Here is a 23,641-nt window from a genome sequence, read left to right as displayed (position 1 = left end):
CCGGCGGATTGAAACAGGGCCCGATTGAAACAGGACCACACGTTTCCCATCATATAGCGATGAGCCGACAAGGATCGACCCCTTTTACCCAGCGCCGGCAGAAACGGAGCAGACAATGAACACACTTCGCACCGCCATGCTTTTGGCAGTGATGACTGCGCTGTTCATGGGCGTCGGCTATCTGATCGGCGGATCGGGCGGCATGGTGATCGCCTTTCTGATTGCCGCCGCCATGAACCTGTTCAGCTATTGGAACGCCGACAAGATGGTGCTGTCGATGAACCGCGCCGTCGAGGTCGACGAAAGGAACGCGCCGGAATATTACGCCATCGTGCAGAGCCTCGCCAGGCAGGCCGGGCTGCCGATGCCGAAAACCTATCTGATCGACAACCCGCAGCCCAACGCCTTCGCCACCGGCCGCAACCCGCAGAATGCCGCGGTCGCCGCCACCACCGGGCTGCTGCAGCAACTGTCGCATGAGGAGGTCGCGGCTGTCATGGCGCACGAGCTCGCCCATGTCCAGCACCGCGACACGCTGACCATGACGATCGTCGCCACGCTTGCCGGCGCGATCTCGATGCTTGGCAATTTCGCCTTCTTTTTCGGCGGCAACCGCGACAACAACAATTCCCTCGGCATTATCGGCGTGCTGGTGGCGATGATCGTGGCGCCGTTCGCCGCCATGATCGTGCAGATGGCGATCAGCCGTACCCGCGAATACGAGGCCGACCGGCGCGGCGCCGAGATCTGTGGACAGCCGCTTTGGCTTGCCTCGGCCCTTGACAAGATCGCCCGTGGCGCCGAACGCATCCGCAACCCGGATGCCGAACGCAATCCGGCGACCGCCCACCTCTTCATCATCAATCCTCTTTCCGGCGAGCGCATGGACAGCCTGTTTTCCACCCACCCGAGCACCGACAACCGCATCGCGGCCTTGCAGGCGATGGCGCAGGATATGGCCGGTAGCGCATCCGCCTCCGCGCGGCCGCAAACCCCGATGCCGGAGCAGGCGGACGAACAGCGGCCATCGGGCCCGTGGGAGAAAGCAGCTGAGCAGCCGGCTGAACCGGCCAGGCCGAAGTCCAATCCCTGGGGCCGCAATCCGACCGGATCCAAAGGCCCGTGGTCGTGAGTGGCGCGACACGCGGACACGGAACTTCAGATCGTGAAGACAATGCAGTGAGTCCCGGCAAGCCCGTTGCCGGTCTCGCCGCGCGCAAGGCGGCTGCCCGGCTGCTCGCCGCCGTCATTGATGCCAAAACGCCGCTCGACGGGCTGACCGACCACGAGAACGGCCATCCGCAATACAAGGTGCTCGACTTGCGCGATCGAGCGCTGGTGCGCGCCATACTGGTCACTGCGCTGCGCTTCCGCATGACCATATCAGGGTTGCTGGCCCGCCGCCTGGAAAAGCCGCTGCCGCCCAATGCCACCGCGCTTTCGCATATTCTGCATGTGGCGGCGGCGCAAATCCTGTTCCTCGATATTCCCGACAGCGCCGCCGTCGACCTTGCCGTGACCCACGCCAAGTCCGATCCGCGCACGGTGCGCTTCTCCGGTCTTGTCAACGGCGTGCTGCGCACGCTGGCGCGGTCCAAGCAGGCCGAGCTGGCTGCGGCGCTTGCCGGTACTGACGAAGCGCCGAAGTGGTTTTCCGACCGGCTGAAAGCCGCCTATGGCGCGGAGAAAGCCAAGCAAATCCTCGCCGCTCATCGGTACGAGGCGCCGGTCGACTTCACCGTCAAGTCCGACCCCGCGCTGTGGGCCGAGCGGCTCGGCGGCTTCGTGCTGCCGACCGGCACTGTGCGCGTGGAAAAGCTCGGCTCCTCCGTCACCGAACTTCCCGGCTTCGAAGACGGCGCCTGGTGGGTTCAGGATGCCGCCGCCAGCCTTCCGGCCCGGCTCTTCGGCGACATCAGGGGTTTGCGCGTCGCCGATTTCTGTGCCGCCCCTGGCGGTAAGACTGCTCAGCTCATCCTCGGAGGCGCCAAGGTAACCGCCGTCGATACCTCGAAGAACCGGTTGGCGCGGCTCTCGCAGAACCTCGAACGGCTTGATCTGTCCGCGGAGATCGTCCAGGCCGATCTGCTCAAATACGAGCCGGAACAACTGTTCGACGCCGTTCTCCTCGATGCACCGTGCTCTTCGACCGGCACGGTGCGGCGGCATCCCGACGTGCCCTGGACGAAGACGGCTGCCGACATCGAAAAGCTCGCCGATCTGCAGCGAAGGCTGCTCACCCGCGCTGTCACCCTGGTCAGGCGCGGCGGGCGCATCGTCTTTTCCAACTGTTCGCTCGACCCGCTCGAAGGCGAGGCGCTTCACCGCGCCTTCCTCGCCGGAACGGCTGATATCGTCGACGATCCGCTCCGCCCGGGGGAGATCGCCGGCATCGATCCTTTCCTGACGCCGCAAGGCACGCTACGCACCACGCCCGCCGATCTGGAGCTCGGCTCACCGGAAAGGTCCGGCCTGGACGGCTTCTTCGCCGCCCGGATGCGCAGAGCCGGCTAACGCTGAGAATTTGAAGACTATTTTAGGGAGAACCCTGCGGAAAACAGGCCGAACTCCAAGGTTTCCGTGGAATTCGCCTTCGCATAAGTTATTGAATCATATAACTTGTCTTCGGGTTGAGGGGTATGAGAGGGCTTTTGGCGATCGCTGCCGGCAGCACGACGCGTCTATGGACGCTTGTCGCGAAGGAGTTCTGGCGCAAGATGCGCCGGCGCCTGCGTGCCGGGCCTATCTATCGCTGGCGCTATTCCGGCCGCACGCCGGAACGCGTGTTGATCGCTCCGCCGGACCTGCGCCTGGCCGACCCCCAGATTGCGCTCGAGATCTATTATGGCCGCTATCCGCTGTCAGGACATCTGGTCGAGACCGGCGGCAAGTCGCCCTTCCAGATCGCCGTGGCCAATCCCGGCTGGCAAAAGGCGCTGCACGGCTTTCGCTGGCTGCGCCATATGCGCGCCGCCGGCACGGAGCTTGCCGCGGCCAATGCCCGCGCACTGGTCTCCGACTGGATCGCCATGCACGGCAGCAACATTTCCGGCGTCGCCTGGGAGCCCGGCACGACGGCCAAGCGCGTCATTGCCTGGCTGCAGCATTCCTCGGTGGTGCTGCAGGGTGCTGAATTTCCCTTCTACCGGGCCTTCCTGAAATCGCTGGCCATGCAGATCCGCTATCTCAGGGCGATGGCACGCGAGATGCCGGACGGCAAGGACAGGCTGCGCGCCCGCATCGCGCTTGCTTTTGCGGCTCTGTCACTGCCGGCGCCGGCATCGGCGCTGCGCGGTGCGACCCGCAACCTCGCCGAGGAGCTCGACCGCCAGATTCTGCCGGATGGCGGCCATATTTCCCGCAATCCGATGGCCGTGCTTGAAATCCTCGCCGACCTTCTGCCGCTGCGCCAGACCTATGCCAATCAAGCCGAAACTCCGCCGGCGGCGCTGATAGGCGCCATCGACCGTATGCTGCCGGCGCTGCGCTTCTTTCGCCACCAGAACGGCAGCCTCGCCCGCTTTAACGGCATGGGCGCGACCATCCACGACCGCATCGCCACCATTCTGCGCCACGACGACACCGCCGGCGCGCCGTTGCTGCACGCGCCGCATTCAGGCTACGAGCGCCTCTCAATGGGCGGCGTCACTGTGATCGCCGATACCGGCCCGCCGCCTCCCATCGACGTTTCCAACGCGGCGCACGCCGGATGCCTGGCTTTCGAATTGTCCTCCGGCCGCCAGCATTATATCGTCAATGCCGGCGTCGACACCTATGGCGCCGCCGAATTCCGGCCGCTTGCCCGCGCCACGGCCGCCCACTCGACCGCCACCCTCAACGACACTTCGTCGGCTCGTTTCAGCCATTCGCTGCGCGTCAACGATCTGCTCGGCACGCCATTGATCGGCGGCCCGCAGCATGTGCCTTGCAAGCGCACCGACCAGAAGGGCAGCCAGGGTTTCCTGGCTCGCCACGACGGCTATGTCGCGCGCTTCGGCCTGCTGCATGAGCGCGAGCTGAAATTGTCGACGAACGGCAATGTGCTCGCCGGCAGGGATCGCTTTCTGCGGCCGGGCAATGCTGCGATCCGCCACAACGGTCGCGATTTCGTCACGGTACGCTTTCACATTCATCCCGACATAGGCCTGCTCCAGGACGAGCACGACCGCCTGGTGCTGACCGCCGATCAGGCCGACACATGGGTGTTCACCTGCGCCGAGGCGGCGCCCGAGGTCGAGGAATCCATCTATTTCGCCGGCCTTGGCGGCCCGCGCCGCAGCCGACAGATCGTGCTGGCCTTCAAGGCATCGCAGGTTTCCGAAGTCCACTGGCAACTGACGCGGACGGCCATCGCCGGTCATTCGGCAAAGAGCTGAGACTGCAGGTGGCAGCGGCGAATGGTCCGGGCATGGAGCAAAGGATGCTGTAACGCATCGGCCCGAAAATCGAAATCGATTTTCGGAAAGCACGATGCGTAGACCAAAGTGTTAGAGCGTACTCTGTGCGTCCAAGTGGACGCACGTCGCTCTAACGGCTTGATTTCCGGTCGCCATGTGCTACGGCGCGCGGACACTTTCCCAACCAGCCGTGAAAGGCCGCCAGCCCATGGCCGTCGCCGCCAAGAACATTCCCGCGCCCGACCTCGTTCCCGTTCGTCGCGCGCTGCTTTCCGTTTTCGACAAGACCGGGCTCATCGATTTCGCCAGGGCGCTGGCCGCGGCCGGCGTCGAGCTGGTCTCCACCGGCGGCACGGCAAAGGCGATCGCTGAGGCAGGCATGGCCGTGCGCGACGTCTCCGACCTCACCGGCTTTCCAGAGATCATGGACGGCCGCGTCAAGACGCTGCATCCGTCCGTGCATGGCGCGCTGCTTGGCGTGCGCGACGATCCCGAACACGCCGCGGCGATGCGCGATCATGGCATTGAGCCGATCGATCTCGTCGTCTCCAATCTCTACCCTTTCGAGGATGTCCGCCGCTCCGGCGCCGCTTACGCCTCGATCGTCGAGAACATCGACATAGGCGGCCCGGCGATGATCCGCGCCGCCGCCAAGAACCACGCCTATGTCGCCATCGTCACCGATCCCGAGGACTATGCCTCGGTGCTCAACGCGCTGGAGATGAATTTCGGCTCGCTCTCGCTGGATTTCCGCAAGAAGCTGGCGGCCAAGGCCTTCGCCCGCACCGCCAGCTATGATGCGGCGATCTCCGGCTGGTTCGCCGAAGCGCTGGAGATCGAGCACCCCACCTGGCGCGCCTTCGGCGGCAGGCTGGACCAGGTGATGCGCTACGGCGAGAACCCGCACCAGAGCGCCGGCTTCTACGTCGACGGCGACAAGCGGCCAGGCGTCGCGACGGCGCGCCAGCTTCAGGGCAAGCAGCTTTCCTACAACAACATCAACGACACCGACGCCGCCTTCGAACTGGTCGGTGAATTCGATCCGGCCCGCTCCGCCACTGTGGCCATCATCAAACATGCCAACCCGTGCGGCGTCGCCGAAGGCGCCTCGCTGAAGGCGGCCTACGTCAAGGCGCTTGCCTGCGATCCGGTGTCGGCCTTTGGCGGCATTGTCGCGATGAACCGGACCCTCGATGCGGAGGCCGCCGAAGAGGTCGTCAAAACCTTCACCGAGGTCATCATCGCGCCAGGCGCCTCGGAAGAGGCAATCCGCATCGTCGCCGCCAAGAAGAATCTGCGTTTGCTTGTCACCGGCGGCCTGCCCGATCCGCGCACGGCCAGTGTCACCGTCAAGTCCGTTTCCGGCGGATTGCTTGTCCAGGGCCGCGACAATGCGGTGGTCGACGACCTCGACCTGAAAGTGGTGACCAGGCGCGCGCCGACGCCGGCCGAAATGGCCGATCTCAAATTCGCCTTCCGCATTGCAAAGCACGTCAAGTCGAACGCCATCGTCTACGTCAGAGATGGCGCTGCCGTCGGCATCGGCGCCGGCCAGATGAGCCGGGTTGACTCCTCACGCATCGCCGCGCGCAAGGCGCTCGACGCGGCTGAAGCTGCCGGCCTGGCCGAGCCGCTGACCAAAAATTCTGTCGTCGCCTCGGATGCTTTTTTCCCGTTCGCCGACGGGCTTTTGTCTGCGATCGAAGCCGGTGCTACCGCCGTCATCCAGCCCGGCGGCTCGATGCGCGACGACGATGTCATCGCCGCCGCCGACGCTCATGGCATCGCCATGGTGTTTACCGGCGTGAGGCATTTCAGGCATTGAGCGCTTCTTGCCTTCTCCCCTTGTGGGAGAAGGTGGCCGAGCGAAGCTCGGTCGGATGAGGGGTGTTCCAGCTTGGCGCACGCCTTCATCTGCATCCTCTGCACGGCAGCAGGATCATCAATGTCTTGCTTCTTCCAACACCCCTCATCCGTCTCGGCGCTACGCGCCGATCCACCTTCTCCCGCAAGGGGAGAAGGCAAGAACAGCTCACTCCGTCGGCTGGTCCGCTGGATACGGCGTGCGGACCAGGATCGCCAGACCGACGCCGAGGAACAGCACGATTGCCGCCATGCCTAGCCGCGACGAGCCGCTGGCCAAGGTGATCGTGGCCACCATGAATGGCGCAGCAAAACTGGTCGCCCGCCCGGCCAGCGCATAGATGCCGAAATAGCGGCCTGATTCGGCAGCTGTGACACTGCGCGCCATGTAGGAGCGCGACGATGCCTGCACCGGCCCGAAGGCAAGCCCGATCAGCAGACCAAAGAAGATGTAGGCTTTTTCGGCCGGTGTACCGAACAACCCGCCGCTATCGGCTCCGGGCATCATCCAGGCACCGAACAGCGTGTAGCCCGGCCCGGTCGAGACGATGCCGATCGTGGCAATGCTGAGCAGGACAAGCGAAATCATCACTATGGTCTTGGAGCCGAGCGCCACGTCGAGGCGTGCGGCAACCAGGCAGCCGATGATGGCGACGACGTTGAGGATGATGCCGAACAGGCCGATCTCGGTGATCGACCAGTGGAACATCGCCGCCGCAAAGGCACCGCCCAGCGCAAGCAACGCATTGACGCCGTCCTGATAGATCATGCGGGCAACGAGAAAGCGGAAGATGCCGCTGCGCTTGCGTATTTCGCCCAGCGTCGATTTCAGTTCCGACAGCCCCTCGCGCACCGCTGGTCCAAGGGGAATGCCCTTCGCAGCATCCGGTGTGAAAAAGAACATTGGCAGGATGAACAGGAAATACCAGGCCGCTGAGAGGGGTCCGGTCGCCCGTGCGTCCTCGCCGAGTTTCGGATCGAGCCCGAGGATCGGGTCGAGACCGACGATCGTCCTGCCGGTTTCCGACGAGCCGGCCATGAAGGCGACGACAAAGATCAGCGCGATCATGCCGCCGAGATAGCCAAGACCCCAGGCCATGTTCGAGATTCGGCCAATTTCGCTCTTGGGCACCAGGCGCGGCATCATCGAATCGTTGAACACGGTCGAGAATTCCGCCGCGACCGAGGCCAGCGAGAAGAACAGCACGACCAGGAAAAGGTTCGAACCGGGAGCAGCGAACCATAGCAGGCAAAGACTGGTGATCTTGATCGCGGCGAAGAGCGCGATCCACGGTTTTCGCGGGCCGGTCTGGTCGGCGATCGAGCCGAGGATCGGCGACAGAACGGCGATGGCCAGCCCTGCCGCGGCGATGCCGTAACCCCATGCCGCCTGTCCAGTCTCCGGATCGCTCGCCATACGCGAGACGAAATAAGGGCCGAAGATGAAGGTGGTGATGACCGTGAAGAACGGCTGCGCTGCCCAGTCGAACAGCATCCAACCCCAGATGCCGCGTCCCGACGCCCGCTGCACTGCTACTTCGGCCATAGCCCCTCCCGCACCATTCGCTCCGCCCGCGACCGGCGCCATGTCTGCATGTTTTCCGGTGCTCATGCAAATGACACAAGCGTCCCGCTGCCCCTCATTGCCCTGCCGGGCATTTCTCCCCGTATAGTGACGGGGAGAAAGACGCTGCCATCGAAGGCTTCGCTAACAGCCAGCTTTGCAGAAAAGCGCCGGCAGTGCGGCAAGCTCCCTTCTCCCCGTCACTATACGGGGAGAAGGTGGCGGCAGCCGGATGAGGGGCAGCGCCAGCTTGCGAAATGAATTGGCTCACAGCGCCGTCAGGTCGCTGATCAGCCCCGATGCCACCGACAGCCGCGACACGGTGATATCGCCGCCCTCGGTCAGCGCCTGCAGCCGCTCGCGGATGCGCCCGACCCTCTCGCCGCCGGCCTCCAGCCATGCCGCCACCGGGTCCGCAGCCTCGGCATGGCCGGTGAGCGCCGCCACCGCGATGCCGCGCCTGGCCGCGCCGATCGTGTCGGTGGCGCGGGAAAGCGCCAATTGATCGTAGTAGTCGGACGGCGCGATCGAGCGCGCCGCGTCCTCGACGCGCGGAATGCGGAAGGCATCGCTGACCGCGAAAAACGCCTTCGCGGCTACGACGATGTCGGCATTCGCGGTTCGGCCCGTCAGCGCGATGTCAGGGACGACGCCTGCCACGTCGGTCAGCGCCAGCCGTTCGGCCAGGCTTTCTGGCGCGCCGCCCTTGGCCAGACCATGCCGCCGCTCCTCGATCCACTCGCGCGAGAAGGCCGGCAGCAGCGAAACCAGCTTCGGCTCCAGAGCCTTGCGCGCGTCCTGCAACTCGGCGATCCGTTGGCCGAGCGGAGCGGTGCCGGTATCGTTCTTGAGATACCAGCCGCTGGCCACATAGGTAAGCCGGCTAATGGCCTGATAAAGGTCGAGCTGCACTTGTCCGTCGATCTGGTTGTCGAGCGCGTCGATCTGGCGATAGAGCGCCGGCAAGCCAAAGCCGTCGCGCACCACGGCGAAGGTCCGGACCGCGTCGGCCGCGCTGCGGCCGGTTGCTTCCTGCAGCCTGTTGACGAAGGATGGGCCGCCGCGATTGACCAGATCGTTGGCGACGACACGGGCGATGATTTCGCGGCGCAGGCGATGGCCATGGATCTCGGCCGCGTATTTCTTCGCCATACGGTCCGGAAAATAGCCCATCAGGTCACGGTCGAAATGCGGATCGTCCGGCACGTCGCTGGCGACGATGTCGGAAAACAGCACGATCTTGGCATAGGCCAACAGCACGCCGAGCTCGGCCCTGGCCAACGGCTCGCCGCGCGCCTCGCGCTCCGCAAGGGCTGCCGGCGACGGCAGAGCTTCGACATTGCGATCGAGCAAGCCGCGCGCCTCGAGCGCTGCCATGAAACGGCTCTGATGGGCGATGTCGGCAAGGCCGCGCTTGCGGGCAAGGGACAGCGCCAGCGTCTGCTCGTAATTGTTGGACAGCACCAGCGCGCTCACCTCGTCGGTCATCTCGGCAAGAAGCTTGTTGCGCGCTGGGCGGGTCAGCGCCCCCTTGCGCATGGCGGAAGCCAGCGCGATCTTGATGTTGACCTCGACGTCCGAGCAGTTGACGCCGCCCGAATTGTCGATGGCGTCGGAATTGCAGCGGCCGCCATTCAGCCCGAACTCGATGCGGGCCGGCTGCGTCACGCCGAGATTGGCGCCTTCGCCGATGACCTTGGCGCGCACGTCGAGTGCGGTCACCCGAACAGCATCGTTGGCGCGATCGCCGACATCCTGGTTGCTTTCTGTCGATGCCCTCAGATACGTGCCGATGCCGCCGAACCACAAAAGGTCGACCGGCGCCTTGAGGATGGCGCTCATGATCTCGACCGGCGAGGCGGTCGTCTTGCCGAGGCCGATCGCCGCCGCTGCGGCCGGCGGCAGTGTGATCGACTTCTGGCTGCGCGAGACGATGACGCCGCCTTCGGACAGTTTTGTCTTGTCGTAGTCCTGCCAGCTCGAACGGGCGAGGGCGAACATGCGTCGGCGCTCGGCCATCGAGGCCGCCATGTCGGGGGCGGGATCGATGAAGATGTCGCGATGGTCGAAGGCGGCGATCAGCCGGGTCTGCTCGGACAGGAGCATGCCGTTGCCGAACACGTCGCCCGACATGTCGCCGACGCCGACGACGGTGAAGGGCGCGGTCTGGATATCGCGGTTCATCTCGCGGAAATGCCGCTTGACCGCTTCCCAGGCGCCCTTGGCGGTGATGCCCATCTTCTTATGGTCGTAGCCGGCCGAGCCGCCGCTGGCGAAGGCGTCGTCGAGCCAGAAGCCATGTTTCTCGCTGATGGCATTGGCGGTGTCGGAGAAGGTCGCCGTACCCTTGTCGGCGGCGACGACGAAATAGGGATCGTCCTGGTCGCGCCTGATCACACCGGCTGGCGGGATGACGCCGTCCAGGCCGATATTGTCGGTGATCGACAACAGGCTGGAGACGTAGTTCTTGTAGGCGGACGCGCCGGCTTCGAAGATGGCGTCGCGACCGGCGCCCATCGGCAGCTTCTTCGGATAAAAACCGCCCTTGGCGCCAACCGGCACGATGACCGCATTCTTGACCTGCTGCGCCTTGACCAGGCCGAGCACCTCGGTGCGGTAGTCCTGGGCGCGGTCCGACCAACGCAGGCCGCCGCGGGCGACCGGGCCGAAGCGCAGATGCACGCCCTCGACCTCGGAACCGTAGACGAAGATCTCCCGCCACGGCCGCGGCGCCGGCAGGCCGTCGACCGCCTGCGAGTCGAGCTTGATCGCCAGCGACTGGCCCTTCTCCTTCGTATCGGCAACGAAATGATTGGTGCGTAGCGAGGCTTCGATCAGGTTGAGGTAGCGACGGATGATGGTGTCGTCATCGATGTTGGGAACCTCTTCCAACGCATCTCTGATCTTGGCCTTGAGGTGCTTGGCCGCGACCAACCCTTCCGTCTCCGCCATCGGCCCGAGGCGGGCGACGAACAGCTCATGCAGGCCACGCGCGATCTCCGGATAGCGGTTGAGTGCGGCGGCAATGAAATCCTGGCTCTGCGGGATCCCGGCCTGCTGCAGATAGCGGCCATAGGCGCGCAGGATGGTGACCTCGCTCGACCACAGGCCGGCGGTCTGGGCAAGGCTGTTATAGCCGTCATTGTCGATGTCGCCGCGCCAGACGGAAAGGAACGCGTCCTCGAACAGCGCACCGCGGTCGCCAAGGTCGATCGGCTTGCCGTAGCTGTTTTCGAGCTCCATGTCGTGGATGAAGACCATGCCGGAAGCCTCGTCCCCGACCTCGAAGGTGCGCTCGCTGATAACGCGGAAGCCGATGTTCTCCAGTACCGGCACCCGCCGCGACAGCGCCACCGGGCTGCCATGGTGATAGATCTTCAGCGCCGCCTGATGCTGTTCCTGGTTGGCATGACGGTAGTAGTCGATGGCGATCGGATTGGCCGCGCTGATCCTGGCGATGCGCCCGGCATCTGCCAGCGCCTCCGCCGGCGAGAAGCTGTCGCGATAGCTTCCCGAGAAGCGCGAGGCGATCGCCGTGAGCGCCGCATCGGCGCCGGTCTCGGCCGCGGTCTCGCGCAGCACGTCATCCCAGGTCCGCACGATGGCGCGGATCGCTGCCTCGATCGTCGCTTGGTCGACCTTCGGCGTCCTGCCGCCGGAACGGCCGATGATGAAGTGGACACGAGTCAGCCCGCCTTCCGGGAAGGCCGGGTAGTAGGCCGACAGCCGGCCTTCGAACACCGTCTTCAGATAGGTGCCGAGCTTCTCGCGTACGACGCTGTCATAACGGTCGCGCGGCACGAAGACGAGGATCGAGACGAAACGGTCGAACTGATCGGCGCGCACCAGCGCCCTGACGCGCGGTCGTTCGACCAGCCCCAGAATGGCTTCGGCGTGCTTGCGCAGGATCGGCACCGGAACCTGGAACAGCTCGTCGCGCGGATAGCTCTCCAGCACGTTGATCAGTGCCTTGCCGGAGTGATCTTCTGGGTTGAAACCGGATTTGGCGATGATGGTTTCGGCTTTCGACCTGAGATAAGGGATCTTCATCACCGAGCGCGTGTAGGCGGTCGAGGTGAACAGGCCGACGATGCGCAGCTCGCCGGCAAGCACGCCCTTGGCGGTGTAGGTCTTGACGCCGATGTAATCGAGATAGATGCGGCGGTGGACCGACGATTTGGCGTTGGCCTTGGTGACGATCAGCGGTTCCGGCCCGTGCAGGAAGGCGCGGATTTCCGGCGTCGTCGTCACCGCTTCGGTGCCGCGCCGCAGCACCAGCACGTCGGGATCTGAGAGGATGCCGAGGCCGGGCTTTTCCGTGCGCTCCAGCGTGCCGCTCTTCTCGCCGCCGGTGTATTTGAACTCGCGCATGCCAAGGAAGGTGAAATTGTCGTCGCGCAGCCATTCGAGGAAGGCGATCGCGTCGGTGACGTGGGCCTTGTCGAGCGGCACCGGGGCGTAGCGGAACTCCGAGATCGCCTGGTCGAGGCGGGCCAGCATCGGCTTCCAATCGGTGACCGCGGCGCGCACCTGGCCCAATATTTTTTTCAGCCGCTCGGCCAATGCCTCGGCCTGCTCGGCCGAAAGACGGCCGATATGGACGTGGATGACACTCAGCCGTTCATGGCTGTGATCGCCCTTGGCAAAGCCGCCATCGCCGAGGATTTCGTCGACGCCGTTCTTGCCGTGCCTGACAACGATGACCGGATGGGTAACCAGCAGCGGTTCGCCGGCGCTCTCGGTGATCTCGCCGAGGATGGAATCGAACAGGAACGGCATGTTGTCGTTGACGACGGTGATCACCGTCATCGGCCTGCCCTGGCGGACGACACCGGAATCGACGTCTATGGCGACGAGGCAATCGCCTTTCTTGTGCCTGGCGACGGCGCGTCCTGCGAGATCGGCGGCGCGTTCGAGGGCGGTCACCTCATAGGCGGCGACATCTTCGCCCGGCGCACGGGCCAGCAGGTAATCGGCAAGCCTGCCGGGTTTCTCGCTGCCCTTGGCCGTGCTTATCTTTTTCAACTGGCTTTCAGATTTCAGGCCGGCCATGTCGCTAATCCCTCCCGTCATATGTTTTGCGACTATGGTAGCAGATGACCGATATTTGGCGACAAAGGTTTGACCGCTTGCGACGAAATGTCGGGATTCGCCGGTGGGTCACCGAAAATGAGGAGAAAATCCGCCATGAAAGACAAAATCATCGCACTTGACCTCGCGCCTGCGGAACTGAGCGAAGCGACGAAAGCCTATTTCGCCAAATGCGAGGAGAAGCTCGGCCTCGTTCCCAATGTGCTTTTGGCCTACGCTTTCGACGAGACGAAGCTGCGTGCCTTCACCGACATGTACAACGACCTGATGCTGGGTGTCTCAGGCCTGTCGAAGTTGGAGCGCGAGATGATCGCGGTCGCCGTCTCCTCCATCAATCATTGCTACTATTGCCTCGCCGCCCATGGTGCGGCGGTGCGCCAGCTTTCCGGCGACCCGGCCTTCGGCGAGATGATGGTGATGAATTTCCGCGCCGCCGACCTTTCCGCTAGACAGAAAGCGATGCTCGAATTCGCGGTGAAGCTGACCGAGCAGCCGGGCAAGATTGTCGAGACCGACCGGGCAGCGCTGCGTGAGGCCGGCTTTTCCGATCGCGACATCTGGGACATCGCCTCGACCGCCGCCTTCTTCAACATGTCGAACCGGGTGGCGGCGGCGGTCGACATGCGGCCGAACGATGAATATCACGCGATGGCGCGGTGAGGTGCGAGTCAACAGACCGTATATTGGCTATTGCGCATTCTCATTGCGTCTTTGCCGGTTTGGTCCGATGATCAGCATGCGGCGTGACCGCATGTCGGTTCGACGCCGCTGATCAACGGAGGAGAACATGGCGAAATTTCTCTATGTGTATCACGGCTCAGGCAAGATGCCGACCGAGGAGGCCGAACGGCAAGCAGCGATGGACGCCTGGAACGGCTGGTACGGCAAGCTCGGCTCGGCCGTGGTCGACGGTGGCAATCCGGTCGGCATGTCGAAGACCGTGCTGCCCGGCGATAGGGTCGAGAACAATGGCGGCAGCAATCCGACCGCCGGTTACACAATCATCGAAGCGAACGATATCGACGATGCCGTCGATAAGGCCAAGGATTGTCCTATCCTGAAGGACCCGGGTTTCAGTGTCGAGATCGCGCCGATAATCGAAATGGGTTGACGCAACGGCTCAGGATCGAGCCGCGATCGCCGCCGCGGCACCGGCCATGGTTGTGGCGCTGACGCGGTTGGCGATTTTCATCGCCCGCTTGCTCTTCAGCAGTTTTCGCGCCTGCGCTGCCGCAAGCACCCAGGCGAGATCGATGGCGACCAGAACCACGGCCATGGTCAGCGTCAGCTCGATCCAGCCGACGACCGTGACCGAGGCGAGATCGATGATCGTCGGCAGTAGCGCCAGGTAGAACATCATGATCTTGGGATTGCCGAGCGTCACCGCCATGCCGGCAAAGAACAGTTTGACGGCCGACTCCTCGCGCGGCATCTCGCCCTCGCGCGCATCGACCGGAGCGGTCCACATCTTCCAGGCGAGGTAGGCGAGATAGGCGACGCCGACCCATTTCAGCACGACGAAGGCGAGATGGAAGGTCTGTGCCACCACCGCCAGGCCGAATACCGCCAGCGACAGCCAGATGCCCTCGCCGATCCACATGGCGAGCAGGAACGGGAACACATCGCGAAAGCCCTTTGCGATGACCCGCGCCACCAGAGCGGCAATCGAAGGTCCGGGCGAGCCGGCGGCGACGAAAAGGGCGGCGGCGAAGATCAGAAGCGAGGTGAAGTGCATGGGAGTGCCTTCGAGCGTTAGAGAGCGAAGATATCCGATCGGCGGCGATTTGGCACCCCTGCGGCTTGCGGCGAAATTTGCCCTCTGAAGAGGTGTCGGCGCTGCCCCTCATCTGGCTGCCGCCATCTTCTCCCCGTGAACGGGGAGAAGGGCGCCGTCATCGACGGTTCCGCCAATTACCAGCGTTGCAAAAAAATGAACGCCGAGGGTGCGGTCAGCGGTCTTCTCCCCGTTCACGGGGAGAAGGTGCCGGCAGGCGGATGAGGGGCAGCGCCGACCTCCTTCAATGAGGCAAAACCGACCGGGATCAGCCCTCTTCGGGGACCGAGCCGATCAAACCCTTGGCCGCTTCGACATCACTGTCAACGACTTGCACATGGATCAGGCCGAGCCTGCTGTCGGGCATATGAGTCGCGAGTGCATAGATCCCATACGCCTTGAGCATCGACACGCAAACTTCGGCCTCGGGTCGATTGTCATATATGACGGCCGTAACGAGTTTGCCGCTCATTGCGCGGTTATTGCCCTTACGCCGCGCCAACCACTTTCGCCGACTTCTCAAAACGCTTGCGCTCGTTCGGGTCGAGATAGAGCTTGCGCAGGCGTATGGTTTTCGGCGTCACCTCGACCAGCTCGTCGTCCTGGATCCAGGCCAGCGCGCGTTCCAGTGTCATGCGGATCGGCGGCGTCAGCTTCACTGCCTCATCCTTGCCGGCGGCGCGGATGTTGGTCAGCTTCTTGCCCTTCAGCACGTTCACTTCAAGGTCGTTGTCGCGTGAATGGATGCCGATGATCATGCCCTGATAGACCTTGACGCCCGGATCGATGACCATCGGGCCGCGGTCTTCCAGGTTCCACATGGCATAGGCGACCGATTCACCCTGTTCATTGGAGATCAGCACGCCGTTGGTGCGGCCCGGCAGCTCACCCTTGTAAGATTCGTAGGCATGGAACAGCCGGTTCATGACAGCGGTGCCGCGCGTGTCGGTCAGCAGTTCCGACTGGTAGCCGATCAGGCCGCGCGTCGGCGCGTGGAAGACGATGCGCTGGCGGTTGCCGCCTGACGGGCGCAATTCGACCATCTCGGCCTTGCGCTCCGACATCTTCTGCACGACGACGCCGGCATGCTCCTCGTCGACGTCGATAACGACTTCCTCGACCGGCTCCAGCAATTCGCCGTTGTCGCCCTGCTGCATAACGACGCGCGGACGCGACACGGCGATCTCAAAACCTTCGCGGCGCATCGTCTCGATCAGAACGGCAAGCTGCAATTCGCCGCGGCCGGAGACGAAGAACGAGTCCTTGTCCGGCGATTCCTCGATCTTCAGCGCGACATTGCCTTCGGCCTCGCGCAGCAGGCGGTCGCGAATGACGCGGCTGGTCACCTTGTCGCCCTCAGTGCCGGCCAGCGGGCTATCGTTGACGAGGAACGACATCGTCACGGTCGGCGGATCGATCGGCTGCGCGTGCAGCGGCTCGGTCACCGACGGGTCGCAGAACGTGTCGGCGACGGTGCCCTTCGACAGGCCGGCAATGGCGACGATGTCGCCCGCCTGCGCCTCGTCGATCGGCTGGCGCTCCAGCCCGCGGAAAGCCAGGATCTTCGAGATGCGGCCGGTTTCGACCTGGGTGCCGTCATGATGCAGCACCTTGACCGCCTGGTTGGATTTCAGCGTGCCGGATTCGATGCGGCCGGTGATGATGCGGCCGAGGAACGGATTGGCTTCCAGAATGGTGCCGATCATCCGGAACGGGCCGGGATGGACGGTCGGCGCCGGCACATGCTTGATAACGAGGTCGAACAGCGGCGCCAGACCCTGGTCCTTCGGACCTTCGGGGTTTTCCGAGACCCAGCCGTCGCGGCCCGAGCCGTAAAGGATCGGGAAGTCGAGCTGGTCGTCGGTCGCGTCGAGCGCTGCAAACAGGTCGAACACTTCGTTGACCACCTCGACGTGGCGGGCGTCCGGCCGGTCGATCTTGTTGATGACGACGATCGGCTTCAATCCGACCTTGAGCGCCTTGCCGACGACGAATTTGGTCTGTGGCATCGGCCCTTCGGCGGCGTCGACCAGCACGATGGCTGAATCCACCATCGACAGGATGCGCTCGACTTCACCGCCGAAATCGGCGTGGCCGGGGGTGTCGACGATGTTGATGCGGGTGTCCTTCCAATCGACCGAGGTCGCCTTGGCCAGGATGGTGATGCCGCGTTCCTTTTCGAGGTCGTTCGAATCCATGGCGCGTTCGGCGACGCGCTGGTTGTCGCGGAACGAGCCGGACTGTTTCAGGAGTTGGTCGACGAGGGTGGTTTTTCCATGGTCGACGTGCGCGATGATCGCGATATTACGAATTTTCATGTTGTGGTCTCGGGAGCGTTGCAGGCAGCAGGCCAAAAGGCGCTGCCTCTTTCGGTTGGGCGGCTCATACAGGGTTTTTCGCAATTGCGAAAGAGGAGGCGCGCCACCAAATACATGGTCACCAAATCTTAAGCGTCTTGGTGTGAAATGGAATTATTAACCAAAGCGGAACCTTTCGCGGTCGGGACAGTTCAAATTTCATGAGCAATACGGGCACCAGATACCGGCCAATCCTCGCATGGGCGGCCCTCGCCGTTGTCCTTGCGGCGGGCGCGGCACAGTCGGCCGCGACCCTCAAGGAAGCGCCCCCTGCCCTGCCGTCCGACACGCGTTCGGCGGAGCAGTTGTTTGCCGATGCGCCGGATGGCGTCGACCCAGTCGTGACCGGGCCGGTTAGCGCCGCCTTCAAGCAGAGGCAGGAGGCTGCCAACTGCGACAGTGCTATTTGGCCGCAAATTCCAACCGTTTGCTATCCGGACTGACGACCGCCGACGGCGGTCGTCATCCCGAGATACCGTTCCGCTGCGATCCTTCACGCCCCCTCTGCCCTGCCGGGCATCTCCCCCACGAAGGGGGAGATCGGTCGTAGCCGCCGCTTTCGCCAACCTTCAACGTTGCAGGCGCGAGCGGAGCGCCCAAGCTGCCAATCACCCCCCGTGTGGGGGAGATGCCAAGTTTTGGCAAAGAGGGCAGGACAGAGGGGGGCGCTGTCCCGCCTGCGTTTTGGCCATTATTGAAGCCAACTTCCTCACGCCGAGTGCACCGGATCGAGCGTGACCTTGTAGAGTTCATTGTCGTCGCGATCCATCAGCCGCACCGTCATCTGTTCAGTGGCGCCGTCGAGATCGACGAGGCCGAAGAACTGCAGGCCGGCCGACGGTGGCAGATTCTGCCCCTGCTCGGCGGTTGGCGCCTTGATGAATTTCAGCTCCGGGCCGAAGGTCATGTCGAAATCATTGGGTCCATACGTGCCGGCATGGAGCGGACCCGAAACAAATTCCCAGAACGGATTGAAGTCCTGGAACTGCGCCTTATCAGGATTGTAGTAGTGCGCCGCCGTGTAGTGCACATCGGCGGTAAGCCAGACGGTGTTGGTGATGCCGGCATTCTTTATATAGCGAAGGAGGTCGGCAATTTCCAGCTCGCGGCCCTTGGCCGGACCATTGTCGCCATTGCTGATGGCCTCGGCGCCGGCCTTCTTGGGGGCGTCGTTCCAGACAACGAGACCGAGCGGCATGTCGGCGGCGATGATTTTCCAGGTCGCGTTGGAGTTTGCCAGTTCGCGCTTCAGCCACTTCGTCTGCTGTTCGCCGAGGATGCGCGATTGCGGGGTCACCGTATCCTGCATGCCAGGACCATTGGAGCCGCGATAGGAACGCATGTCGAGGAAGAACACGTCGAGCAGCGGCCCGTAGGCGATCTTGCGATAGACGCGCCCGGGTTCCGACGGCTCGTAGCGGATCGTCGTCATCTCATGGAAGGCGCGTGCCGCGCGTGCCGCCAGCACATGGATGTTTTTTTCCGAGTAGCGGTCGTCGGCGCTCAGGTCCTTCGAATCCGACCAGTTGTTCACCACCTCGTGGTCGTCCCACTGGTAGAAGGTCGGGCAGATGGCGTTGAGCCCCAGCACATGTCCGTCCATCAAATTGTACTTCCACTGGCCGCGGTACTCGTCCAGCGTCTCGGCAACCTTGCGCTTTTCGTCGATGAGGACGTTGTTCTTCCACTTGCCGCCACCGGGAAGGTCGACCTCGTCCTTCATCGCGCCGTCGGCATAGATGGTGTCGCCGGAATGCAGGAAGAAGTCGGGCGTATGCTTGCCGATCGTGGCATAGGTCTTCATGCCGGTGTCGTCGATGCCCCAGCCCTGGCCGGCGGTATCGCCCGACCAAGCGAAACGAATGTCGCGCTTCGAGGCCGGCGCCGTGCGGAAGCGGCCGACGATCGGCTCGGAGACGGCGTTGATGTCGGCGAGATCGGCCGCGATCATGCGGTAGAAGATGTCCTGGTCGGAGGCGAGGTCGGTGAGCAGCCGCTTTACCGTGTAATCGCTGGCCGGCGAGGTATCGAGCGGCGCAAGACGGACGGCGTTGGCGAAATTCTCCGTCGACGACACTTCGAACATGACACGCGAAGGGCGGTCGGTGCGAGTCCACACCACGCCGCTGGTTGCGTCGACATCACCCGACTGAATGCCATGGGTGAAGGCGGGCCGCTGATTGGCGCGGGAATAATAGGGAAGCGCTAGGCCCGATACGCCGACGAGGCCGGCGGCGCTCGCCGACGTGACAAAAGCGCGCCGCGTCATCGAAATCTTGTTCATGGCTGTCTCCTAGATGGCGTTGAACGTCGCCGCCAAGGTCCAACCTCAATGTTTCACGCACATCTCGAAACCATGAAGGTTTCATTACAATCGACAGGCAGGCGGATCTTCCTTCTCCCCTTGTGGGAGAAGGTGGATTGGCGCGCAGCGCCAAGACGGTTGAGGGGTGTTGGACGGAGTGCTGTCATTGCCAAGCTGGAACACACTCATCCGACCGAGCTTCGCTCGGCCACCTTCTCCCACAAGGGGAGAAGGAAGAGACGCACCGTCGCGCCCTCAAGCCGCCTGAGGTTCCGGCTCGAAGGCCGGACGGCTGGTGTTGATCAACAGCGAGATGCAGGCCGCGGCTATTGCCGTCATGCCGGCGATGAGGAAGGCGAGTTCGTAATTGCCCTGCAATTCACGCATGGTGCCGCCGAAGAAAGCGGCGGCCGCCGCACCCACCTGATGGCCGGCGACGATCCAGCCGAAGACGATCGGCCCGCTGCGATCGCCGAACGCCTCGTTCGACAGCCTGAGCGTCGGCGGCACGGTGGCGATCCAGTCCAATCCGTAGAGCACGGCGAAGATGATCAGGCTGGTCGACGAGAAGCCGGAATAAGGCAGATAGATCAGCGACAGGCCGCGGATGCCATAATAGACGCCGAGCAGCTTGCGCGGGTCGAAACGGTCGGTGAGCCAGCCCGACAGCGTCGTGCCGATCAGGTCGAAGATGCCCATCAGCGACAGCAGGCCGGCGGCTTGCACTTGACCGATACCCATGTCGCCGCAAAACGCGATCAGGTGCGTGCCGACCAGTCCGTTGGTGGTGAAGCCGCAGATGAAGAAGGTGGCGAACAGATACCAGAACACGCGGGTGCCGGCGGCACGGCGCAGCGTGCTGAGCGTATGGGTGAGGAAATTGCCCTGCGAGGCCGGTGGAACCGGCGGCACGTCGTCGGCGTCCGCACCGTAGCGCACCATGCCGATCGAGGCCGGACGCTCCGGCACCAGCAGCCAGACCAGCGGCACCAGGCAGGCGGTGGCGACCGCAATGGCGATGGCGACCGGCTTCCAGCCGCCCGACTGGGCGAGCGCGGCGAGCAGTGGCAGGAATACCAGCAGGCCGGTGGCGGCGGAGGCCGACATCAGGCCCATCACCAGGCCGCGATTGGTCTTGAACCAGCGATTGACGATGGTGGCACCAAGCACCGTGGCGACCGCGCCGGAACCGACGCCGGAGAATACGCCCCAGGTGAGAAGCAGGTGCCACGGCTCGGTCATCAACAGGCTGAGCGCCGTCGAACCCGACATCAGCACCAGCGACGCCAGCAGCGTGCGGCGCAGCCCGATCCGTTCCATCAGTGCCGCGGCAAACGGCCCGGTCAAGCCATAGAGGAAGATGCCGATGGCCGCGGCGAGCGAGACGACATCGCGCCGCCAGCCGAAACTCTCCTCCAGCGGCAGCATTATGACGGCGGGCGCCGACCGGAGGCCCGCCGCGATCAGCAGACAGAGGAAAATGACGGCGACCACGACAAAAGCGTAGCGCTGGCCAAACGGACGGGATTGAGCTATCATGTTACTGACCGGTACGTTGCAATTGCACCGAGGTATACGTACCGATCGGTAACATTGTCAAGCAGGCAACGGCTCGTCCTAGATGAAAAGCATTGAACCAACGATCAAAGCGGGTGAAGTGGCACCGCCGCGTGCCGGCGAAAAAATCCTTCGCGTTGCCCGCGACCTGTTCTACCGGCAAGGCATCAGGGCGATTGGCGTCGATGAGATCGTGCGGCGCGCCGGCGTCACCAAGCCCAGCCTCTATCGTAGCTTTCCGTCCAAGGACGAATTGGCGGCGTCCTATCTCCGGCAATACGACCTCGAGTTCTGGGCCTGCTTCGACGAGGCGGTGGCTGCCCATCCCGGCGATCCGCGCGCGCAGATCGCCGCCTTCCTGACCCGCATCGGCAAGCGCACGCAAAGACCCGACTATCGCGGCTGCGGTATGACCAATGCGGCCGTCGAATATCCCGAGCACGGCCACCCGGCCCGCGTGGTGAGTGAGGTCAACAAGCAGGAATTGCGACGACGCCTGCGCGCCATGGCGGCGGCAATGGGTGCCGGCGACGCCGATACGCTGGGCGACGGGCTGCTGCTTCTGATCGAGGGCGCCTATATCAGCGGCCAGCTGTTCGGTGCCGGCGGACCGGCGAAGTCTGTGGCCCGGAACGCCGACCTGCTGATCGAAGCGAGCTTGAAGAAATAGCGTTTAACGATACCGTGCGGCAGCCCCGAAACGGAGTTGTTCGCGATGCGTCGCCTTTTGATGATCCCGCTTGCCCTTGCCGGCCTCTGCCAGGCTGCCCAGGCCGGCGACATTTCCAGCGCCTACACCGATCTCGACAGGAAGAAGGACTGCGTGACCTACGCGCAGGCGGAAGAAGGCGAAGGCGACTGGGCCAGTCTCGCCTGTTCGGGCTATCGCGGCTACCCGGTACTGATCTCCTACGACGATGCCCGGGAATCGCTGTTCTACGGTTTTCCGCCCAGCGACATGACCGCGGTCTGGGAAAGTTTTGTCGGGCTCAATTCGGCTGCACCCAACTCGAGTGGCGCATTGAGACGAACGGCGATCTGGCCATTCCTTTCGCGGTCATCCATCGTCGCTCGATCAGCAATCCCGAGGGGGAGAACAAACCAACCGACGTGCTGATCGTCGCCAAGGTCGCCCAACCGGAGACCTACGAGGGCTGCACCGTCGGCCTTGTGCTGGCCACCGGCAACCCCAGCGCCAACGACCAGGCCCGCAAGCTCGCCGACGAGAAGGCGCGGACCTTTGCCTGCGGCAAGGACAAGCGCGTGGTGATCGGCAACGCACCCGATTTCGGCCGCGTCGACAATTAGTGGTAGTGAGGAAGAGCGTAGCAATGGCCGCCCTTCGGCGATCCTTCACGCCCCCCTCTGTCATGGCGGACATCTCCCCCACAAGGAGGGAGATCGGCTGCCATCTTGGCTTTCGCCAATCTCCAACGCTGAAAGAGAGACGGGGCGGCGAAGCTGCCAATCTCCCCCCAAGTGGGGGAGATGCCCGGAAGGGCAGAGGGGGCGCTGTCCCGCCGACGTCTCCCAATTTTGAAAGCGTTGGACTACTTGCTTGCTTTGGCCCGCTCGATCGCCTCGACGATCATCTTCTTGGCGTAGGCGGCATCGTGCCAGCCCTCTATCTTGACCCATTTGCCGGGTTCGAGATCCTTGTAGTGCTCGAAGAAGTGCTGCACCTGCTGGCGGGTGATGTCGGGCAGGTGCGTGTATTCCGTGACGTTCTCGTAGCGCAGCGTCAGCTTGGGCGAAGGCACCGCGATGATCTTTTCGTCCAGACCGGAATTATCCTCCATCACCAGCACGCCGATCGGCCGCACATTGATGACGCAGCCCGGCACCAGCGCGCGCGTGTTGCAGACCAGCACGTCGATCGGGTCGCCGTCACCCGACAGGGTGTGCGGCACGAAGCCGTAATTGCCGGGATAGCGCATCGAGGTGTGCAGGAAGCGGTCGACGAACAGCGTGCCGGCCTCCTTGTCCATCTCGTACTTGATCGGCTCGCCGCCGATCGGCACCTCAATGATGACGTTGACGTCCTCCGGCGGGTTCTTTCCGATGGCTATGGCTTCGATACGCATGGCTTTGTCCCTCTTTCGATTGGAAACCGATAGCGGGCAGTGGCGCATGGTGCAATGCGGCGAATGGTACTGAAAGCAGACGGAGGGTTTAGCGAGAGGAGTGTTGAGTCGTCATTCCCAGACGAAGGCGACCTTCTTCAGCGCCTTCTGCTCGAAGATCTCGACGCCCTCGGCGACGTCGCGGCCGCCGGCGCCGGCATAGAAAGTGAGCGCGCTCTGGTTGTCCTCCAGCGCCCACACAACCATGCCTTTCAGGCCGTGGTCTGCCAGTCGCGCTCGTGCGGCTGAGAATAGCCGGCTGCCGAGCCCGATGCCCTGATATTCCGGGCGCACGTAAAGTTCGTAGATCTCGCCCTGCTGCTTGAGCTCGCGGGCGCGGTTCTTACCGATCGTGGCGTAGCCGGCGATTTTGCCGCCGATCTCGACGACCAGTACGGTGGCGGCACGGCGAATGGCGTTCGCCCACCAATCGGCGCCGCGTCGGTTGATCATCGACGTCAGCGTGCGATGCGGGATGATGCCGGAGTAGGCGCCGCGCCAGGCCAGCAGATGCACGTCGGCGATGGCGCTTGCGTCGCGCGGCTCGGCTTTCCTGATGTCGATGCTCAGCGTCTTCATGATTGGTTAACCATAAACCCGCATCGCCCGA

The 23,641-nt window shown here is 63.7% G+C and carries 17 protein-coding genes and 1 pseudogene; 9 read left to right on the top strand and 9 right to left on the bottom strand.

Features of this window, described 5'->3' with window-relative positions; translation table 11 throughout:
• Window positions 1–115 precede the first annotated feature (115 nt).
• The 4 genes from htpX (at window position 116) to purH (ending at window position 6,222) form a co-directional block, all read left to right on the top strand.
• A complete protein-coding gene (gene htpX, locus IHQ72_RS05340; protein WP_258121505.1) occupies window positions 116–1,132 on the top strand; it encodes a zinc metalloprotease HtpX in 1,017 nt (338 codons plus the stop codon).
• A 47-nt stretch (window positions 1,133–1,179) separates the two neighbouring features.
• Window positions 1,180–2,514 carry an RsmB/NOP family class I SAM-dependent RNA methyltransferase gene (locus IHQ72_RS05335; protein ID WP_258121504.1) on the top strand — a complete coding sequence of 445 codons (1,335 nt, stop codon included), beginning with the start codon at window positions 1,180–1,182 and terminating at the stop codon, window positions 2,512–2,514.
• Between the two features lie 137 nt (window positions 2,515–2,651).
• Window positions 2,652–4,376, top strand: a complete 1,725-nt coding sequence (locus tag IHQ72_RS05330; protein WP_258121503.1) for a heparinase II/III family protein — start codon at window positions 2,652–2,654, stop codon at window positions 4,374–4,376.
• A gap of 229 nt (window positions 4,377–4,605) precedes the next feature.
• A complete protein-coding gene (gene purH / locus IHQ72_RS05325) occupies window positions 4,606–6,222 on the top strand; it encodes a bifunctional phosphoribosylaminoimidazolecarboxamide formyltransferase/IMP cyclohydrolase (protein ID WP_258121502.1) in 1,617 nt (538 codons plus the stop codon).
• Between the two features lie 207 nt (window positions 6,223–6,429).
• On the opposite strand, the gene IHQ72_RS05320 is transcribed toward purH, so the two are convergent.
• Window positions 6,430–7,806, bottom strand: coding sequence for an MFS transporter (locus IHQ72_RS05320; RefSeq protein WP_258121501.1), 1,377 nt, complete (start codon window positions 7,804–7,806; stop codon window positions 6,430–6,432).
• A gap of 285 nt (window positions 7,807–8,091) precedes the next feature.
• Window positions 8,092–12,876: an NAD-glutamate dehydrogenase gene (locus IHQ72_RS05315; protein WP_258121500.1), complete on the bottom strand. Its 4,785-nt coding sequence runs from the start codon at window positions 12,874–12,876 to the stop codon at window positions 8,092–8,094.
• A gap of 135 nt (window positions 12,877–13,011) precedes the next feature.
• Here IHQ72_RS05315 and IHQ72_RS05310 point away from each other — a divergent pair, with 135 nt between their 5' ends.
• Window positions 13,012–13,575 (top strand): peroxidase-related enzyme, encoded by a 564-nt coding sequence (locus IHQ72_RS05310; RefSeq protein ID WP_258121499.1) that lies wholly within the window; start codon window positions 13,012–13,014, stop codon window positions 13,573–13,575.
• 127 nt (window positions 13,576–13,702) lie between these two features.
• Window positions 13,703–14,026: a YciI family protein gene (locus tag IHQ72_RS05305; protein WP_258121498.1), complete on the top strand. Its 324-nt coding sequence runs from the start codon at window positions 13,703–13,705 to the stop codon at window positions 14,024–14,026.
• A gap of 9 nt (window positions 14,027–14,035) precedes the next feature.
• Here IHQ72_RS05305 and IHQ72_RS05300 read toward each other — a convergent pair whose 3' ends face one another.
• From IHQ72_RS05300 to typA, 3 genes are all read right to left on the bottom strand, one after another.
• Window positions 14,036–14,650: a LysE family translocator gene (locus IHQ72_RS05300; RefSeq protein ID WP_258121497.1), complete on the bottom strand. Its 615-nt coding sequence runs from the start codon at window positions 14,648–14,650 to the stop codon at window positions 14,036–14,038.
• A 307-nt stretch (window positions 14,651–14,957) separates the two neighbouring features.
• Window positions 14,958–15,161 carry a hypothetical protein gene (locus tag IHQ72_RS05295; RefSeq protein ID WP_258121496.1) on the bottom strand — a complete coding sequence of 68 codons (204 nt, stop codon included), beginning with the start codon at window positions 15,159–15,161 and terminating at the stop codon, window positions 14,958–14,960.
• A gap of 16 nt (window positions 15,162–15,177) precedes the next feature.
• Window positions 15,178–17,007 carry a translational GTPase TypA gene (typA, locus tag IHQ72_RS05290; protein ID WP_258121495.1) on the bottom strand — a complete coding sequence of 610 codons (1,830 nt, stop codon included), beginning with the start codon at window positions 17,005–17,007 and terminating at the stop codon, window positions 15,178–15,180.
• 200 nt (window positions 17,008–17,207) lie between these two features.
• Here typA and IHQ72_RS05285 point away from each other — a divergent pair, with 200 nt between their 5' ends.
• Window positions 17,208–17,489, top strand: a complete 282-nt coding sequence (locus tag IHQ72_RS05285) for a hypothetical protein (protein WP_258121494.1) — start codon at window positions 17,208–17,210, stop codon at window positions 17,487–17,489.
• A gap of 266 nt (window positions 17,490–17,755) precedes the next feature.
• Here IHQ72_RS05285 and IHQ72_RS05280 read toward each other — a convergent pair whose 3' ends face one another.
• Window positions 17,756–19,330 carry an alkaline phosphatase D family protein gene (locus IHQ72_RS05280; protein ID WP_258121493.1) on the bottom strand — a complete coding sequence of 525 codons (1,575 nt, stop codon included), beginning with the start codon at window positions 19,328–19,330 and terminating at the stop codon, window positions 17,756–17,758.
• Window positions 19,331–19,606: 276 nt separating this feature from the next.
• Complete coding sequence (locus tag IHQ72_RS05275) at window positions 19,607–20,890, bottom strand: MFS transporter (RefSeq protein WP_258121492.1); 1,284 nt, start codon at window positions 20,888–20,890, stop codon at window positions 19,607–19,609.
• An 82-nt stretch (window positions 20,891–20,972) separates the two neighbouring features.
• Between IHQ72_RS05275 and IHQ72_RS05270 the strand changes: the two genes are divergently transcribed.
• Entirely contained in the window at window positions 20,973–21,578 is a 606-nt protein-coding gene (locus IHQ72_RS05270) for a TetR/AcrR family transcriptional regulator (RefSeq protein WP_258121491.1), read from the top strand.
• A gap of 45 nt (window positions 21,579–21,623) precedes the next feature.
• Window positions 21,624–22,216, top strand: a pseudogene (locus IHQ72_RS05265) (hypothetical protein).
• A 242-nt stretch (window positions 22,217–22,458) separates the two neighbouring features.
• Here IHQ72_RS05265 and ppa read toward each other — a convergent pair.
• Window positions 22,459–22,992 carry an inorganic diphosphatase gene (gene ppa / locus IHQ72_RS05260; RefSeq protein WP_126104453.1) on the bottom strand — a complete coding sequence of 178 codons (534 nt, stop codon included), beginning with the start codon at window positions 22,990–22,992 and terminating at the stop codon, window positions 22,459–22,461.
• 111 nt (window positions 22,993–23,103) lie between these two features.
• A complete protein-coding gene (locus IHQ72_RS05255) occupies window positions 23,104–23,610 on the bottom strand; it encodes a GNAT family N-acetyltransferase (protein WP_258121490.1) in 507 nt (168 codons plus the stop codon).
• Between the last annotated feature and the right edge of the window lie 31 nt (window positions 23,611–23,641).

The organism is Mesorhizobium onobrychidis (assembly GCF_024707545.1).
In the GTDB taxonomy this organism is placed as follows: Bacteria; Pseudomonadota; Alphaproteobacteria; order Rhizobiales; family Rhizobiaceae; genus Mesorhizobium; species Mesorhizobium onobrychidis.
Note: the sequence above shows the minus strand (reverse complement) of the source record. Positions and strands in the feature narration are given on the sequence as shown.